This window comes from Bacillus cereus group sp. N8 (assembly GCF_016483685.1).
In the GTDB taxonomy this organism is placed as follows: Bacteria; Bacillota; Bacilli; order Bacillales; family Bacillaceae_G; genus Bacillus_A; species Bacillus_A proteolyticus.
Map to the genome: position 1 here is coordinate 1 of NZ_JAEHBK010000016.1, position 14,322 is coordinate 14,322.

The following is a 14,322-nucleotide window of genomic DNA, read 5'->3' on the forward strand; positions in this document are numbered from 1 at the left end:
AGTAGTAAAAGGGAAAACGGATGAAAAAGGTGTAGCGAAATTCAAACTACCATACGGAAAGTACACGTATAAAGAAATAATAGCGCCAAATGGATATGTAATAAATGAAGAGACATTCGCATTTGAAATAAAAGAGGATGGAGAAATTATTAAACATATTGTGAAAAATAAGAAAGAAGAAAAGGCATCGCTTCCTTCTAAGCCAAATAAGCCAACACCAAATGGAGAAGTAAAACCTTCCGCTGATGTGAAGCCGATGCAACAACTTAATACTCATAATGAAGTGCGTTTACCAGCTACTGGCGGCGTCGGCAATGAATTTACGGCTTTATTCGTTTTAGGAATTAGTTTTATTATTGCTGGTGCATATGTGTTAAGGGTGAAAAATAGAAAAGAAATGTAGAAAAAAACGCCTTGTAATAAAGGCGTTTTTTTTAGTATCTCAACTTCATCAACAAACTCTTAATTTCCTCATCTTCCATAAAGAGATCATGGTGTTTCTGGGTAATCTTTGCAAGTGCAACGTCATGATAGAAAAATTCTGTAAAGAACTTCACGAAAGGTTGTGACATTGTTTTCATCGCTTGCCATGATTCTTGCTCTACACCAGCAAATAAAATTTCACGATCGTCAACGATGAGTAGTAAGTACCGCTCTAATGCGTTAGGCTCTTCAGTTAGGATTAGAAAATGTATGTTTTCTAAGTCTGTTTCTACTTCTCCAACTATGAGGGACTCGATTAGGACGCCTTGTTTTGCTTTTTGTTCTAGTAAAGGAAGATATTCTAAAAGGGTATCATTCCATGCAGAGATGCGTATAGATTCTTTTGCATCTTCTACAAGTTGCCTACTTTGTACCTTAATAGAAGACTGCATTTTTAAACTCCAAACGCGGTCATCTGTAAATGACTTTTTAGAAATATTATTTTCAAGTTCTTTAATATTAGATTGGAATTCTGTCGTTAATTTTTCAATTGCTAGCTTGAGTGGTAATGCTGTATACAACTTTTTCTTTTCTGAAACAGAATCCATTACCATCCCTTTATCAATTAGGCGTGCTAACACTTCGTATATTTTTGCTTTTGGAACACCTGAATGTTTAACAATAGTTGTTGCATCTAATGGTTCGTTGCTTGATACGACAACTTCATAGGCCTGGCTTTCATATTGTGAGAAACCGAATTTTTGTAGCATAGTTCCCTCCGAACGAATGAGATTATATGTTAAGGATAATGAACTATTTGTTTTTGCACAAGTGTTGAGAAGTTTACGTTTAAAAATTGCAGTAGTATTTTCGGTGCTGATTTCTATGATGTTTGTAATATTAGGTACAGCTGTTTCTGAAGAGGTTAATGCTGCTACTGAGTCACAAGTTAATCATTTAGAAAAAGTGGCTCATACGATGGAAAGTTTGACAGAGAATATGCAGGACTTAGAAAGATTGGTTGAGCAGTTTAAAGTAGACGAATAACAAATTATTAAAATGATAAAGATTTTGGTAAAATAGACAATGGATATATAAGAAGTAATTTATAGGAGGAAGACTACTATGGCAATTGTTGACGTATCGATTATTCCAGTAGGAACAGGTAATCCAAGTGTTAGTGAATATGTAGCAGAAGTACAAAAGGTGCTAGAGAAAAATGCAGATCGCGTGAAGTATCAATTAACACCAATGAATACAATTATTGAAGGAGATCTTCCTGTCATTCTAGAAGTAATTCAACAAATGCATGAAGTTCCATATACGAAAGGTGCACAGCGTGTTGCAACAACAATTCGTATCGATGATCGTCGTGATAAAGTAAGCACAATGGAGAAAAAATTAAACTCTGTTCGATCAAAATTATAAGGAAAAGCAGCGATCTTCGCTGCTTTTTTCATATAGGAGGTAGATAAGATGAGTGAAAAGTTTAACGAACAATTTGACGGGTTGTTAGAGAAATACACGGAACTATTACTTGGAGAGAGCGATGAAGAGAGAAAAGAGCAGGTACAGAAGTGGGCACTGTATTCTTACATAGCGAAGACGATGCCGGCTTTAGTGAAGCACTGGAATGAGACGTATCCAGATGCGAAAGAAGAGATGGTACAGTTAATTACGAATATTAAAAAGCTGAATGATGAGAAGCGAAATGAGAAGTAAAAAAGCTTGAGATAATGTTACCTCAAGTTTTCTATATTAATATCCTTATATAATTTACATGGAATATAAAGGGTTTTATAAGCATGTCGAATATTTTCGACATGCTTATTTTTTGCCTAGTAAACCCGTTTTTTATAAATGTCGAAAAATATTTCCGGCATATTTGTAAGCGAGAATATGGGGTTTTAAATGTTTTTATAGTATTTTATAAATTATCTAAATAATTATTTGTATCAAATAATTTTAAACAATGATATAATTCCGAAGAGGGGTAAAAAACAGATAAAGTACAGTCATAGGGGTGAATTACATGGAACAATTAATGCGAAATTCGTTTCTTTTCTTATCTAAAAATAAAGCGCTAACAAAACTGGCTAAAAAGTACGGTTTGCGCTTTGGTGCAGGTCGCTTCGTCGCAGGGGAGACGATTGAATTAGCGACAGCTGCAATTCAACAATTAAATAAGCAAGGTCTTTGTGTAACAATCGATTATTTAGGTGAATTCGTTGATAATGAAGCAGAAGCAAATGAAATGGCTACCCAATCGATTGAAGCGATTCGTGCAATTGGAAGAGAAGGTCTTGATTCACAACTTTCTTTAAAGATGACTTCTATGGGATTAGATATCTCTGATGAAATCGTAATGAACAACATGCGTCGTATTTTAGAAGCTGCAAAAGAAAACGGTGTGTTTGTTACAATTGATATGGAAGACTATACGCGTTGCGGAAAAACAATTGATATCTTTAAACAATTAAAATCTGAGTACGATAATATTGGTACAGTTATTCAAGCTTATTTATATCGTACAGAAAAAGATATTGAAGATTTAAATGCTTATAATCCTAATTTACGTCTTGTAAAAGGGGCTTATAAGGAACCTGAAGAAGTAGCGTTCCCAGACAAGAAAGATGTAGATGACAATTATAAAAAAATTATTAAAATGCACTTATTAAATGGAAATTATACTGCAATTGCTTCACATGACGAAGCAATTATTGAATATACGAAAAAACTTGCCGAAGAACACAATATTTCAAGGGATCAATTTGAATTCCAAATGCTATTTGGGATTCGTACAGAGCGTCAACTTGAGCTAGTAAAAGAAGGCTATAAAATGCGTGTTTACGTACCGTATGGAAACGATTGGTATGGTTACTTCATGCGCCGTCTAGCAGAGCGTCCAGCGAACGTTGCGTTCGTATTAAAAGGTATGATCAAAAAATAACCAAGGAGAAAATTCTCCTTGGTTATTTTAATTGCTGAAATGCATAGTGTGCCATTTTCTTCGTATCAGGGTATAGTTGTGTACGAGTAGAAGATAATACGACATTGATGACACGTTTACCGTTTTTTTCATCAACAGTTACGACTGTATATTTTCCGAGTGCAGATAAACCGCTTTTACTTCCAATTGCATATGGATCGTCATATAGTTCTTCTCGTCCATAGTTTGCGATTTTTGGAGAGCGCTCTGAAGTATGTAGTGTTGTATGTATTGAATTCATATATTCTAAAACAATCGGATACTTCAAGGCTTCTTTCGTAATAATAGCAATGTCATAAGGTGATACTTTATTTCCAAGTGCATCAGCACCGCTTGCATTTTTGAAAGTTGCATGCTTCGTCCCGAGTTCCTTCGCTCTAGCATTCATCATTTTCACAAACTCATTTTTTGATTCTGCGATATGTTCTGCAATTGACTCAGCGATCGGGTCTGCACTAATGATAAGCATAAGTTTTAATGCCTCATCACGTTTTAATTTTTCACCAGCACGAAGCTTAATCTTCTTACTTTGACTTTCTGTTTTTATTGCGTTTTCTGTAACTGTAATTTCTTCATCTTCTTTTACATTCTCAAGTAAGAGAAGAGTTGTCATCATTTTGGCTATACTAGCCGGATAAGAGCGCTCATCCTCGCGTTTTCCATACAAAATTTCACCTGTGTCTGCATCGATTGTAATTCCATATTGCCCAGTAATACTAGGTTGATCCGCTCTTACGGCTTGTTGTCTGTGAGCATAAGAGAAGAAAATCATCCCTGTAAACAGTGTAGCAATCATTACAATCATAACTATTGTTCGTTTCATTATAATTCCCTCTTTTGTTCCAAATAAATTGGGCAGAAAAAGCAGCCATTAATCATTATGCCACGTTCTCTGCCCAAAAATATAGCGTTATTTTTCGCCCATATTATGCTTCTTATATTGTTGGTTATTACCTTGACGCCCTTTTTCAACACCTTGATTATGCGGACCTGCATTTCCAGTTACGCTTGCTGCGCTAATTCCAGCTTTTGAAGGGTTCTTCTTAAGTTTTGCCATATATATTCCTCCAGTTTCGTCAGATTATAAAAAGGAAAAGTGCATTTTAATGAAGAAAATACACATGTATAGCATAGCCAAATGAAAGAAATATATTTGTTTCAGAAAATTTTATCAATAAATATATTGCGAAAATTCAAACTGTATCATATATTTATTAGTAGAGGCTCACTCATTGATTGCGACTTATGTCGAAAAATTGAATGAGCATTCATTCAAGAATAGGGGGAGAAATGGATGTTCCAAATTAAAAAGGCTGCTGTTCTAGGTTCAGGCGTAATGGGTTCAGGAATTGCGGCACACTTAGCTAATATTGGTATTCCGACATTATTGCTTGATATTGTACCACCTGCGCTTACGAAAGAAGAAGAAGCGAAGGGACTTACATTAGAACATAAAAGTGTGAGAAATCGTTTTAGTAATACGGCTGTGCAAAAACTATTAAAGCAAAAACCAGCTCCTCTGACAGTGAAAGGAAATTTAGCACTGATTGAAGCAGGTAACTTAGAAGATGATCTTGAGCTTCTAGCTGATGTAGATTGGATTATTGAAGTAGTAGTTGAAAACTTAGATATAAAGAAGAAACTATTTGAAAAAGTAGATGCTGTTCGTAAACCAGGCTCAATTGTGAGCTCAAATACATCAGGCATTTCCGTTGAAAAAATGGCAGAGGGTCGTTCAGACGACTTCCAGAAACACTTCTTAGGCACACACTTTTTTAACCCACCACGATATTTAAAACTTCTAGAGGTAATACCGACGAAAGAAACTGATCCACAAGTATTAAGCTTCATGAAATTATTTGGCGAAGACGTTCTTGGAAAAGGCGTTGTTATCGCAAAAGATACACCAAACTTTATTGGAAACCGCATTGGTACGTACGGCTTGCTTGTAACGCTTCAAGAAATGATTAAGCGTGGATATAGCATTGGAGAAGTTGATTCTGTAACGGGTCCATTAATTGGTCGTCCGAAGAGCGCAACGTTCCGCACATTAGATGTTGTCGGTTTAGATACATTTGTACATGTTGCAAATAACGTATATGAAAATGTACAAGAAGAAGAGCGTGATGTATTTAAAGTACCAGCTTTCATGCATGACATGCTTGATAAAAAATGGCTTGGAAGCAAAACAGGTCAAGGCTTCTTCTTAAAACAAGGAAAAGAAATTTTAGAATTAAATCCTGAAACGATGGAATACGAAGCGCGCAAAAAATTAAAAGCTGCATCCGTAGAGTTAAGTAAGCAAGAAAAAGGATTAGCGAATAAATTGAAAGCGCTTGTATACGCGAAAGACCGTGCAGGGGAGTTGTTATGGAACATCATTACACCAACTCTTTTATACTCTGCAAAACTTCATAAAGAAATTGCGGACGATATCGTTGCGATTGACCAAGCGATGAAATGGGGCTTCGGATGGGAGCAAGGGCCATTTGAAATTTGGGATGCAATCGGCGTTGAAAAGTCTGTTCAAAAGATGGAAGAAAACGGCGTAGTTGTTCCGACTTGGGTGAAAGAAATGTTAGAGAAAGGTTTCACTACTTTCTATAAACATGATAACGGAGATAGCTACTATTACGATAATGGCGAATATAAGCTAATCGAACGTAATAAAAAGGCAATTTCTCTTAAACAATTAAAAGCGAAAAATGGTGTATTAAAGAAAAATAGCGGAGCGAGCTTAATTGATTTAGGTGACGGCATCCTTTGCTTAGAATTCCATTCAAAGAGCAATGCAATTGGCATGGATATTACGCAAATGATTAACTACGCTGTTGATGAAGTAGAGAAGAATTATAAAGGTCTTGTTATCGGAAACCAATCGAAGAACTTCTGCGTTGGTGCGAACCTTGCAATGATCTTAATGGAAGCACAAGACGACAACTACTTTGAAATTGAGTGGGTCGTGAAAAACTTCCAAGATGCAATGACGAAAATTAAGTACTCTTCTAAGCCAGTTGTAGCAGCACCATATGGTATGACGCTTGGCGGAGGTACAGAAGTTTGCTTACCAGCAGCTAGCATTCAAGCTTCTAGCGAAACGTATATGGGCTTAGTAGAAGTTGGTGTTGGCTTAATCCCTGGCGGAGGCGGTAATAAAGAGCTATACATTAAACACTTAAATAAAATGCCAAACGGTGTAGAGTTTGATCTGCAAAAAGTTGCGAATAAAGTATTCGAATCTGTAGCGATGGCGAAAGTTTCTACATCAGCACAAGAAGCTGTATCGAACAACTTCTTAGGCGATAAAGACGGTATTAGTGTGAATGGTGATCACTTACTATATGATGCGAAACAAAAAGCACTTTCTTTATATGAAGCGGGTTATAAAGCGCCGATTCGTAAAAAGATACCTGTTGTTGGTGAAACAGGCTATGCAACGCTTGTACTTGGTGCAGAAGCAATGCATTTATCAGGTTACATTTCTGAACATGATCTTCATATTGCGAAGAAACTTGCATATGTCATTGCGGGCGGAAAAGTGCCGTACGGAACAGAAGTTGATGAGCAGTATTTATTAGATGTAGAACGTGAAGCATTTATTAGCTTAGTAAGTGAGATGAAATCACAAGCAAGAATGCAGCACATGCTTGTAAAAGGAAAGCCATTACGTAACTAATAACGAGGGGAGATATCGTTCATGAGAGAAGCTGTCATTGTTGCGGGAGCAAGAACACCAATTGGAAAAGCAAAGAGGGGTTCATTAAAAACAGTTCGTCCTGACGATCTAGGGGCGTTAGTAGTAAAGGAAACGTTAAAGCGTGCGAATTATGAAGGACCAATCGACGATTTAATTTTCGGTTGTGCGATGCCAGAAGCAGAGCAAGGCTTAAACATGGCTCGTAATATCGGCGGATTAGCAGGACTTTCTTACGATGTTCCAGCTATTACAATTAACCGTTACTGTTCTTCAGGTTTACAAAGTATCGCTTATGGAGCAGAGCGCATTATGCTTGGTCACTCTGAAGCTGTGTTATCAGGCGGAGCGGAATCAATGAGTTTAGTTCCAATGATGGGACACGTTGTTCGTCCAAATAGTCGCCTTGTAGAAGCGGCTCCAGAATATTATATGGGTATGGGACATACAGCAGAGCAAGTTGCTGTGAAATATGGAATTTCTCGTGAAGAGCAAGATGCATTTGCAGTAAGAAGTCATCAACGTGCTGCGAAAGCATTAGCTGCAGGGAACTTTGCTGATGAAACAGTATCTGTAGATGTAACGTTACGTACTGTTGGATCAAATAACAAACTGCAAGAAGAAACAATCATTTTCGCACAAGACGAAGGTGTAAGAGCAGAAACGACGCTAGACATTTTAGGTAGATTACGTCCAGCATTTAACGTTCGCGGTTCTGTAACAGCTGGTAACTCTTCACAAATGAGTGATGGTGCAGCATCTGTACTATTAATGGATCGTGAAAAAGCAGTGAGCGATGGCATGAAGCCACTTGCGAAATTCCGTTCATTTGCAGTAGCTGGCGTACCACCAGAAGTAATGGGAATCGGCCCAATCGCTGCAATTCCAAAAGCGTTAAAATTAGCTGGCTTAGAGCTATCTGATATCGGTCTATTCGAACTAAATGAAGCGTTCGCTTCTCAATCAATCCAAGTTATTCGTGAACTTGGTTTAGATGAGGAAAAAGTAAACGTAAACGGCGGTGCAATCGCACTTGGACATCCACTTGGCTGTACAGGAGCGAAACTAACACTATCTCTTATTCACGAAATGAAACGCCGCAATGAGCAATTCGGTATCGTAACAATGTGTATCGGCGGCGGAATGGGAGCAGCGGGAGTGTTTGAATTACTATAAAAAAAGTGGAAGCGGCTTGCTCAGAATGTGAGGGGGATGGAGCTTCAGACGTAGAGGCGCTCTTTGCCTCGTAGGAAGAAGCGAAGCCACCGAACATTCTAGCCGCTGGAACTGGATTGAAAAAAAGTGCAGGTGGCTTGCTCAGAACAAGAGGGCGTTGGAAGCCCTGACGAAGAGGCGCTTTTTGCCTCACAGGAAGGGATGAAACGACCGACTGTTCTAGCCACCGGAACTGGATTAGATAAAAAGTGGAAGCGGCTCGCTCAGAACGAGAAAACGCTAAAGCAAAGAATGGAAGCAACAAAGGTTTATAAAAAATAAATGGGAGAGCCAGCTTCTTTCAAAAAGAAAGAAGCGGCTTATGAAAATATAAAGGAGGAAATTTTCATGGAAAAAACAGTAGGAAGTGCGGTTAAAGGCGGTAGCTTTTTAGTAGATGAGATTACGATTGATCAAGTGTTTACGCCAGAAGATTTTTCATCTGAGCATAAAATGATTGCAAAAACGACAGAGGACTTTATCGTAAATGAAGTTCTTCCGGAGCTTGAATATTTAGAGCAACACGAGTTTGATCGTTCTGTTCGTCTTTTAAAAGAAGCTGGTGAACTTGGTTTACTAGGCGCTGACGTACCAGAAGAGTACGGCGGAATTGGCCTTGATAAAGTAAGCTCAGCGTTAATCGCAGAGAAATTCTCTCGCGCTGGTGGCTTTGCAATTACTCACGGTGCTCACGTAGGTATCGGATCGTTACCAATCGTATTATTCGGTAACGAAGAGCAAAAGAAAAAATATTTACCACTACTTGCAACTGGTGAAAAATTAGCTGCATACGCATTAACAGAGCCAGGTTCAGGATCTGATGCATTAGGCGCAAAAACAACTGCACGTTTAAATGCAGAAGGTACACATTACGTATTAAATGGTGAAAAACAATGGATTACAAACTCTGCATTTGCTGACGTATTTGTCGTATATGCAAAAATAGATGGTGAGCATTTCTCAGCATTTATCGTAGAGAAAGAGTATGCTGGCGTATCTACAAGCCCAGAAGAAAAGAAAATGGGTATTAAATGTTCATCAACTCGTACGTTAATTTTAGAAGATGCGTTAGTACCGAAAGAAAACTTACTTGGTGAAATCGGTAAAGGTCATATTATCGCGTTCAACATTTTAAATATCGGTCGTTATAAATTAGGTGTTGGTACAGTTGGGTCTGCGAAACGTGCAGTAGAAATTTCAGCACAATATGCAAACCAACGTCAACAGTTCAAACAACCAATCGCTCGCTTCCCATTAATTCAAGAGAAACTTGCGAATATGGCAGCAAAAACATATGCAGCTGAAAGCTCTGTATATCGTACAGTAGGTTTATTCGAAAGCCGCATGAGCACATTATCTGAAGAAGAAGTAAAAGACGGTAAAGCAGTAGCAGCTTCTATCGCTGAATATGCAATCGAGTGTTCTTTAAATAAAGTATTCGGTTCTGAAGTACTAGATTATACAGTAGATGAAGGTGTTCAAATTCACGGTGGTTACGGATTTATGGCAGAGTACGAGATTGAAAGAATGTACCGCGATTCTCGTATTAACCGTATTTTCGAAGGAACGAACGAAATTAACCGCCTAATCGTACCAGGTACGTTCTTACGTAAAGCGATGAAAGGTGAATTACCACTTCTTCAAAAAGCACAAAAATTACAAGAAGAGTTAATGATGATGATGCCAGAAGAAGTAGGCGATGAGCCATTAGCACTTCAAAAATATTTAGTAACTAACGCGAAGAAAATCGGCTTAATGGTAGCTGGATTAGCAGCTCAAAAATACGGTAAAGCACTAGATAAAGAGCAAGAAATTCTTGTGAATATCGCTGACATCGTAAGTAACCTATACGCAATGGAATCAGCTGTTCTTCGTACAGAAAAAGCAATTAAAACAACTGGTCTTGAAAAGAATAAACAAAAAGTGTTATACACTGAAGTATTCTGCCAAGAAGCATTCAACGAAATCGAAGCAGATGCGAAAGAAACACTTATCGCAGTTGAAAACGGCGACATGCTGCGCATGATGTTATCATCATTACGCAAATTAACACGCCACACGCCACTTAACGTAATTCCGAAGAAACGTGAAATCGCTGCGAAAATTTTAGAAGATGAGCGTTATACAGTTTAATACCTTTAAATAACAGTAGTCGTATAAACGACTACTGTTATTTTTTTGTGAAAAAATGTAATTTTCAGTGACAAAAACTAATGCCATTAGTATAATATAACTAATAGTATTAGTTTTCGTGAAAAGGGAGATGGGAATATGAGAATGATGCATGAAAAAACGGTATATCAATTGTCATTTTTGCCAAGAGTGTTTCCTGTGAATTGTTACTTTGTGGAGGAAGAAGATGGTTTAACTTTAATTGATGCTGCTTTGCCATATAGTGCAAAAGGAATCTTGCAGGCGGCTGAGAAAATAGGAAAACCAATTACGAATATTGTATTAACACATGCGCATGATGATCACATCGGTGCACTAGACGCATTAAAGGACGTGCTTCCTAATGTTCCAGTCTATATTTCTAAGCGAGACGCAAAACTGTTAGAAGGAGATACGACGTTACAAAAGGATGAACCGAATATACCGATAAAAGGCGGTGTACCTAAAAAGGTAAAAACGGTACCTGATGTTTTATTGGAAGATGGCGACCGAGTTGGATCGCTTCTTGCGATTATGACACCGGGACATACGCCAGGCTCCATGTCGTTTCTTGATGTACGAAATAAAGCTCTTATTGTCGGGGATGCCTTCCAAACAAGAGGAGGTATGGCTGTTTCAGGACAAATGAAATTTTGGTTTCCGTTTCCTGCGATGGCAACGTGGAGTAAAGAAGTCGCATTACAAAGTGCAGAGAAGCTAAGAGAATATGAGCCATCCTTGCTTGCGGCAGGGCATGGGAAAATGATAAATGATCCAGGCGCTATCATAGAGCTTGCCATTAAGGAAGCTAGGCGGAATATAGAAAGTAGAAAAGAGGGTTAATTTATGTCACCTAGAATTGGACTTACATTACCGAAAATTGTAGAAACAGCAGCAGAAATTGCGGATGCAAATGGAATACAAGAAGTAACAATAGCTTCATTAGCGCAAAGGTTAGGGATACGTTCGCCCTCTCTATATAATCATGTGAAAGGGTTACAAGATGTACGGAAAAATCTTGGTATTTACGGAATAGAACAGTTGCATAACAGATTGGAAGAAGCGGCCGAGGGTAAACGTATGGATGAAGCAATTCATGCTTTAGGAGAAGCGTATGTAGCATTCGTCCGCAAACATCCTGGATTGTATGAAGCAACCTTTTTACGAGATGAAGAATTAAGAAAAGCAGGTGACGGAATTGTAAAGCTTTGTCTTCAGGTTTTACAACAATACGGCTTAGAAGGAGAGAATGCACTTCATGCGACACGTGGATTCAGAAGTATTTGTCATGGGTTTGCGTCGATTGAACAGCAGGGTGGATTTGGTTTGCCGCTAGATTTGGATACAAGTTTATATTTATTACTAGAAACGTTTATTAAAGGATTACATGTAATGAGAGATTGAATAAGAGGAAACCTTAGAAGTGATTCTAAGGTTTTTTAGTGCATATAATCCTAAAAGAACAGAATACTAAATCTTGAATGAGCAAAGAAAGATAGGAGCATTCTATGCGAAATTGAACAGGGCTTGAAAATGAGAAAGAGCCTCTAATGATTTAGAGGCTCTTTCTTGCTAAATAATATTATTTAGCAGGTTTTAGAAATGTATATATTGCTAAGACAAAATTGAAAAACGTAAATACGAAAGGATCCTGGCTTGACTCAGAATCATAAGCTTCTTGGCTTTTTGTAAGAAAGTCGTGGATTTTCATAGTCATTGCTCCTTTGTTATGTAGAGTTTATAAAAGGGAGTTTTTAATTAAACTAACGCTTACTAATAAATCCTAAGAAAAACGTAGTGTTACGATTTTTATAGTTGTTAAGTGCTATAAATAGGAAACAAATGAGAAATAACATGTGTAAAGGTATAGAGGTTAATAGTGGTTTTAAAGCTAGTACATCAATTAGCAATTTTACATATAGGATTGCATAAACGATGAAGAAGATAACTTTAAACTTTCTTTGCATAGGCACACACCGTCTTAATATGGTGTATTTGTGAATTATAAAGTTAAGGGTACATTTTTAAAATTTGTATTTTTCTGTAATTATAACATTTTTTTGTCTGTATAAATAGATGTGGTTGATTTTATTATGAAAGGAATTTAAGAAAGCTTTTTAATGAATACGATTTAAAAAGAATCAAATAATAAATATTGAATGAACAAAGAAAGGTAGGAGTATTCTATGCAAAATTTAACAGAGCTTGAAGTAGAAAACTTACGTCATTTGATTGGTGGACACGCAACAATTATTAACAAGTTAGAACAGTATGCACAGGCATGTACAGATCCAGAGTTGAAACAAATGCTACAAAAGGATGCACAAGATGCACGAAATACGAAACAACAATTAATGACTTTCTTAGGATAGGAGGAAGCGAAAAATGAATGAAAAAGATATGGTAAATGATTATTTAGCAGGGCTAAATTCAAGTTTAACAAGTTATGCAAATTATATTTCTCAGTCTGATAATGAACAGTTACATCAAACGTTAATTCAAATTCGCAATCAAGATGAGATGCGTCAACGTAATATGTATGAATACGCAAAGCAAAAGAGTTATTACAAACCGGCAGCACCTGCTAATCCAATGATTGTACAGCAATTAAAAAGTCAATTAAGTGCGGAATAGTGTGATGAATGAAACGAGCGAATGGATTCGCTCGTTTTTTTTGTTTGGTATATGTCAATAAATACATAAGAAATATTTTTCCAGTTGTAACGAATATGACGAAAATTGAATATGACAATTCACAAAAAGGACAAAAGTTTGTTCAATGTTTCACAAAGTATCCATGGTTTCTATCGTGGGAATCTCTATAATTAGGAGTGTAAAGAACAAAAGAAATAGATTACATGATCGATTAGGAGAGATTGCTATGAATAGAAACACAAGAAAAATTGCAATTATCGGTACTGGATTAGTTGGATCAAGCTGCGCGTATTCCATTGTAAACCAAGGGATTTGCGAAGAGCTATTGTTAATTGATATAAATCATGAACGTGCAGTTGGAGAAGCGATGGATTTATCGCATTGCATTAACTTTACAAATACAAGAACAAAAGTATATGCAGGAAGCTATGAAGACTGCAAAGATATGGACATTGTAATTATTACAGCAGGGCCAGCGCCGAAGCCTGGACAAAGTCGTTTAGACACTTTAGGAGCAAGCGCTAAGATTATGGAGAGTGTTGTGAATGGCGTAATGGAAAGTGGATTTGATGGCATTTTCTTAATCGCATCGAACCCAGTTGACATTATTACATATCAAGTTTGGAAATTATCTGGTTTACCAAGAAATCGTGTACTTGGTACTGGTACATCACTAGATTCTTCTCGCTTAAGAACAATTTTATCTGAAATGTTACATGTAGATCCTCGTAGTATTCATGGGTATTCATTAGGGGAACATGGTGATTCTCAAATGGTTGCTTGGTCTCACGTAACTGTTGGTGGAAAGCCAATTCTGCAAATTTTAGAGGAACAAAAAGAACGATTTGGCGAGATAGATTTAGATGAAATTGTTGAAAAGACTGCAAAAGCTGGCTGGGAAATTTATAAGCGTAAAGGAACTACTTATTACGGAATCGGAAATTCCCTAGCTTATATTGCCCGCTCAATTTTCAATGATGATCACCGTGTTATCGCTGTTTCAGCTATTTTAGATGGCGAATATGGCGAATACGATATTTGTACAGGAGTACCAGCAATTATTACTAGAGACGGTGTAAGAGAAGTGGTAGAACTGAATTTATTAGAAGATGAAGAAAGCCGCTTTGCGAAATCAAACGATGTTTTACGCGATTATATGAAAACAATTGGCTACTAAATTATAGGAGAAGGTGAA

The 14,322-nt window shown here is 37.2% G+C and carries 17 protein-coding genes; 14 read left to right on the forward strand and 3 right to left on the reverse strand.

Annotation, left to right across the window (positions count from 1 at the left end; translation table 11 throughout):
• Nucleotides 1-403, forward strand: a 403-nt coding sequence (locus JDS80_RS20530; RefSeq protein ID WP_274605844.1) for a SpaA isopeptide-forming pilin-related protein, incomplete at its 5' end; no start/stop codon positions are given.
• 31 nt (nucleotides 404-434) lie between these two features.
• Here the strand turns inward: JDS80_RS20530 and JDS80_RS20535 are convergent.
• A complete protein-coding gene (locus JDS80_RS20535) occupies nucleotides 435-1,193 on the reverse strand; it encodes a TrmB family transcriptional regulator (RefSeq protein ID WP_199639870.1) in 759 nt (252 codons plus the stop codon).
• Nucleotides 1,194-1,296: 103 nt separating this feature from the next.
• Between JDS80_RS20535 and JDS80_RS20540 the strand changes: the two genes are divergently transcribed.
• The 4 genes from JDS80_RS20540 to JDS80_RS20555 all read left to right on the forward strand — a co-directional run bounded on the left by JDS80_RS20540 (nucleotide 1,297) and on the right by JDS80_RS20555 (nucleotide 3,373).
• Nucleotides 1,297-1,470: a hypothetical protein gene (locus JDS80_RS20540; RefSeq protein ID WP_180237305.1), complete on the forward strand. Its 174-nt coding sequence runs from the start codon at nucleotides 1,297-1,299 to the stop codon at nucleotides 1,468-1,470.
• Between the two features lie 78 nt (nucleotides 1,471-1,548).
• Entirely contained in the window at nucleotides 1,549-1,851 is a 303-nt protein-coding gene (locus JDS80_RS20545; RefSeq protein ID WP_001018860.1) for an MTH1187 family thiamine-binding protein, read from the forward strand.
• A gap of 48 nt (nucleotides 1,852-1,899) precedes the next feature.
• The gene (locus JDS80_RS20550) at nucleotides 1,900-2,145 is read left to right on the forward strand and encodes a YusU family protein (protein ID WP_070145375.1); all 246 of its coding nucleotides are present in this window, start codon (nucleotides 1,900-1,902) and stop codon (nucleotides 2,143-2,145) included.
• 310 nt (nucleotides 2,146-2,455) lie between these two features.
• Nucleotides 2,456-3,373, forward strand: coding sequence for a proline dehydrogenase family protein (locus JDS80_RS20555; protein ID WP_002174080.1), 918 nt, complete (start codon nucleotides 2,456-2,458; stop codon nucleotides 3,371-3,373).
• Nucleotides 3,374-3,395: 22 nt separating this feature from the next.
• On the opposite strand, the gene JDS80_RS20560 is transcribed toward JDS80_RS20555, so the two are convergent.
• Together JDS80_RS20560 and JDS80_RS20565 are read right to left on the reverse strand one after the other, a co-directional pair.
• Nucleotides 3,396-4,235 (reverse strand): D-alanyl-D-alanine carboxypeptidase family protein, encoded by an 840-nt coding sequence (locus tag JDS80_RS20560; protein WP_199639871.1) that lies wholly within the window; start codon nucleotides 4,233-4,235, stop codon nucleotides 3,396-3,398.
• Nucleotides 4,236-4,322: 87 nt separating this feature from the next.
• Nucleotides 4,323-4,469, reverse strand: a complete 147-nt coding sequence (locus JDS80_RS20565) for a YuzL family protein (protein WP_001096346.1) — start codon at nucleotides 4,467-4,469, stop codon at nucleotides 4,323-4,325.
• A gap of 237 nt (nucleotides 4,470-4,706) precedes the next feature.
• Between JDS80_RS20565 and JDS80_RS20570 the strand changes: the two genes are divergently transcribed.
• The 9 genes from JDS80_RS20570 to JDS80_RS20610 all read left to right on the forward strand — a co-directional run bounded on the left by JDS80_RS20570 (nucleotide 4,707) and on the right by JDS80_RS20610 (nucleotide 14,304).
• Nucleotides 4,707-7,088 (forward strand): 3-hydroxyacyl-CoA dehydrogenase/enoyl-CoA hydratase family protein, encoded by a 2,382-nt coding sequence (locus JDS80_RS20570; protein WP_199639872.1) that lies wholly within the window; start codon nucleotides 4,707-4,709, stop codon nucleotides 7,086-7,088.
• Between the two features lie 21 nt (nucleotides 7,089-7,109).
• The gene (locus tag JDS80_RS20575) at nucleotides 7,110-8,282 is read left to right on the forward strand and encodes an acetyl-CoA C-acetyltransferase (protein ID WP_071770938.1); all 1,173 of its coding nucleotides are present in this window, start codon (nucleotides 7,110-7,112) and stop codon (nucleotides 8,280-8,282) included.
• Between the two features lie 126 nt (nucleotides 8,283-8,408).
• Entirely contained in the window at nucleotides 8,409-8,603 is a 195-nt protein-coding gene (locus JDS80_RS20580; RefSeq protein WP_199639873.1) for a hypothetical protein, read from the forward strand.
• Nucleotides 8,604-8,669: 66 nt separating this feature from the next.
• Nucleotides 8,670-10,454, forward strand: a complete 1,785-nt coding sequence (locus JDS80_RS20585) for an acyl-CoA dehydrogenase family protein (RefSeq protein ID WP_071748128.1) — start codon at nucleotides 8,670-8,672, stop codon at nucleotides 10,452-10,454.
• A 138-nt stretch (nucleotides 10,455-10,592) separates the two neighbouring features.
• Nucleotides 10,593-11,315, forward strand: coding sequence for an MBL fold metallo-hydrolase (locus JDS80_RS20590; protein WP_199639874.1), 723 nt, complete (start codon nucleotides 10,593-10,595; stop codon nucleotides 11,313-11,315).
• 3 nt (nucleotides 11,316-11,318) lie between these two features.
• Complete coding sequence (locus JDS80_RS20595; RefSeq protein ID WP_199639875.1) at nucleotides 11,319-11,876, forward strand: TetR/AcrR family transcriptional regulator; 558 nt, start codon at nucleotides 11,319-11,321, stop codon at nucleotides 11,874-11,876.
• A gap of 782 nt (nucleotides 11,877-12,658) precedes the next feature.
• Nucleotides 12,659-12,844 (forward strand): hypothetical protein, encoded by a 186-nt coding sequence (locus JDS80_RS20600; protein ID WP_044738025.1) that lies wholly within the window; start codon nucleotides 12,659-12,661, stop codon nucleotides 12,842-12,844.
• 13 nt (nucleotides 12,845-12,857) lie between these two features.
• Nucleotides 12,858-13,106, forward strand: a complete 249-nt coding sequence (locus JDS80_RS20605) for a spore coat protein (RefSeq protein WP_002015950.1) — start codon at nucleotides 12,858-12,860, stop codon at nucleotides 13,104-13,106.
• 247 nt (nucleotides 13,107-13,353) lie between these two features.
• Nucleotides 13,354-14,304 carry an L-lactate dehydrogenase gene (locus JDS80_RS20610; RefSeq protein WP_071770934.1) on the forward strand — a complete coding sequence of 317 codons (951 nt, stop codon included), beginning with the start codon at nucleotides 13,354-13,356 and terminating at the stop codon, nucleotides 14,302-14,304.
• Nucleotides 14,305-14,322 lie beyond the last annotated feature (18 nt).

Bases quoted from the DNA above. Each gene is read 5' to 3' on its own strand.
- JDS80_RS20535 (WP_199639870.1), bottom strand. From the start codon at position 1,193: ATGCTACAAAAATTCGGTTTCTCACAATATGAAAGCCAGGCCTATGAA.
- JDS80_RS20545 (WP_001018860.1), top strand. From the start codon at position 1,549: ATGGCAATTGTTGACGTATCGATTATTCCAGTAGGAACAGGTAATCCA.
- JDS80_RS20550 (WP_070145375.1), top strand. From the start codon at position 1,900: ATGAGTGAAAAGTTTAACGAACAATTTGACGGGTTGTTAGAGAAATAC.
- JDS80_RS20555 (WP_002174080.1), top strand. From the start codon at position 2,456: ATGGAACAATTAATGCGAAATTCGTTTCTTTTCTTATCTAAAAATAAA.
- JDS80_RS20560 (WP_199639871.1), bottom strand. From the start codon at position 4,235: ATGAAACGAACAATAGTTATGATTGTAATGATTGCTACACTGTTTACA.
- JDS80_RS20565 (WP_001096346.1), bottom strand. From the start codon at position 4,469: ATGGCAAAACTTAAGAAGAACCCTTCAAAAGCTGGAATTAGCGCAGCA.
- JDS80_RS20570 (WP_199639872.1), top strand. From the start codon at position 4,707: ATGTTCCAAATTAAAAAGGCTGCTGTTCTAGGTTCAGGCGTAATGGGT.
- JDS80_RS20575 (WP_071770938.1), top strand. From the start codon at position 7,110: ATGAGAGAAGCTGTCATTGTTGCGGGAGCAAGAACACCAATTGGAAAA.
- JDS80_RS20585 (WP_071748128.1), top strand. From the start codon at position 8,670: ATGGAAAAAACAGTAGGAAGTGCGGTTAAAGGCGGTAGCTTTTTAGTA.
- JDS80_RS20590 (WP_199639874.1), top strand. From the start codon at position 10,593: ATGAGAATGATGCATGAAAAAACGGTATATCAATTGTCATTTTTGCCA.
- JDS80_RS20595 (WP_199639875.1), top strand. From the start codon at position 11,319: ATGTCACCTAGAATTGGACTTACATTACCGAAAATTGTAGAAACAGCA.
- JDS80_RS20600 (WP_044738025.1), top strand. From the start codon at position 12,659: ATGCAAAATTTAACAGAGCTTGAAGTAGAAAACTTACGTCATTTGATT.
- JDS80_RS20605 (WP_002015950.1), top strand. From the start codon at position 12,858: ATGAATGAAAAAGATATGGTAAATGATTATTTAGCAGGGCTAAATTCA.
- JDS80_RS20610 (WP_071770934.1), top strand. From the start codon at position 13,354: ATGAATAGAAACACAAGAAAAATTGCAATTATCGGTACTGGATTAGTT.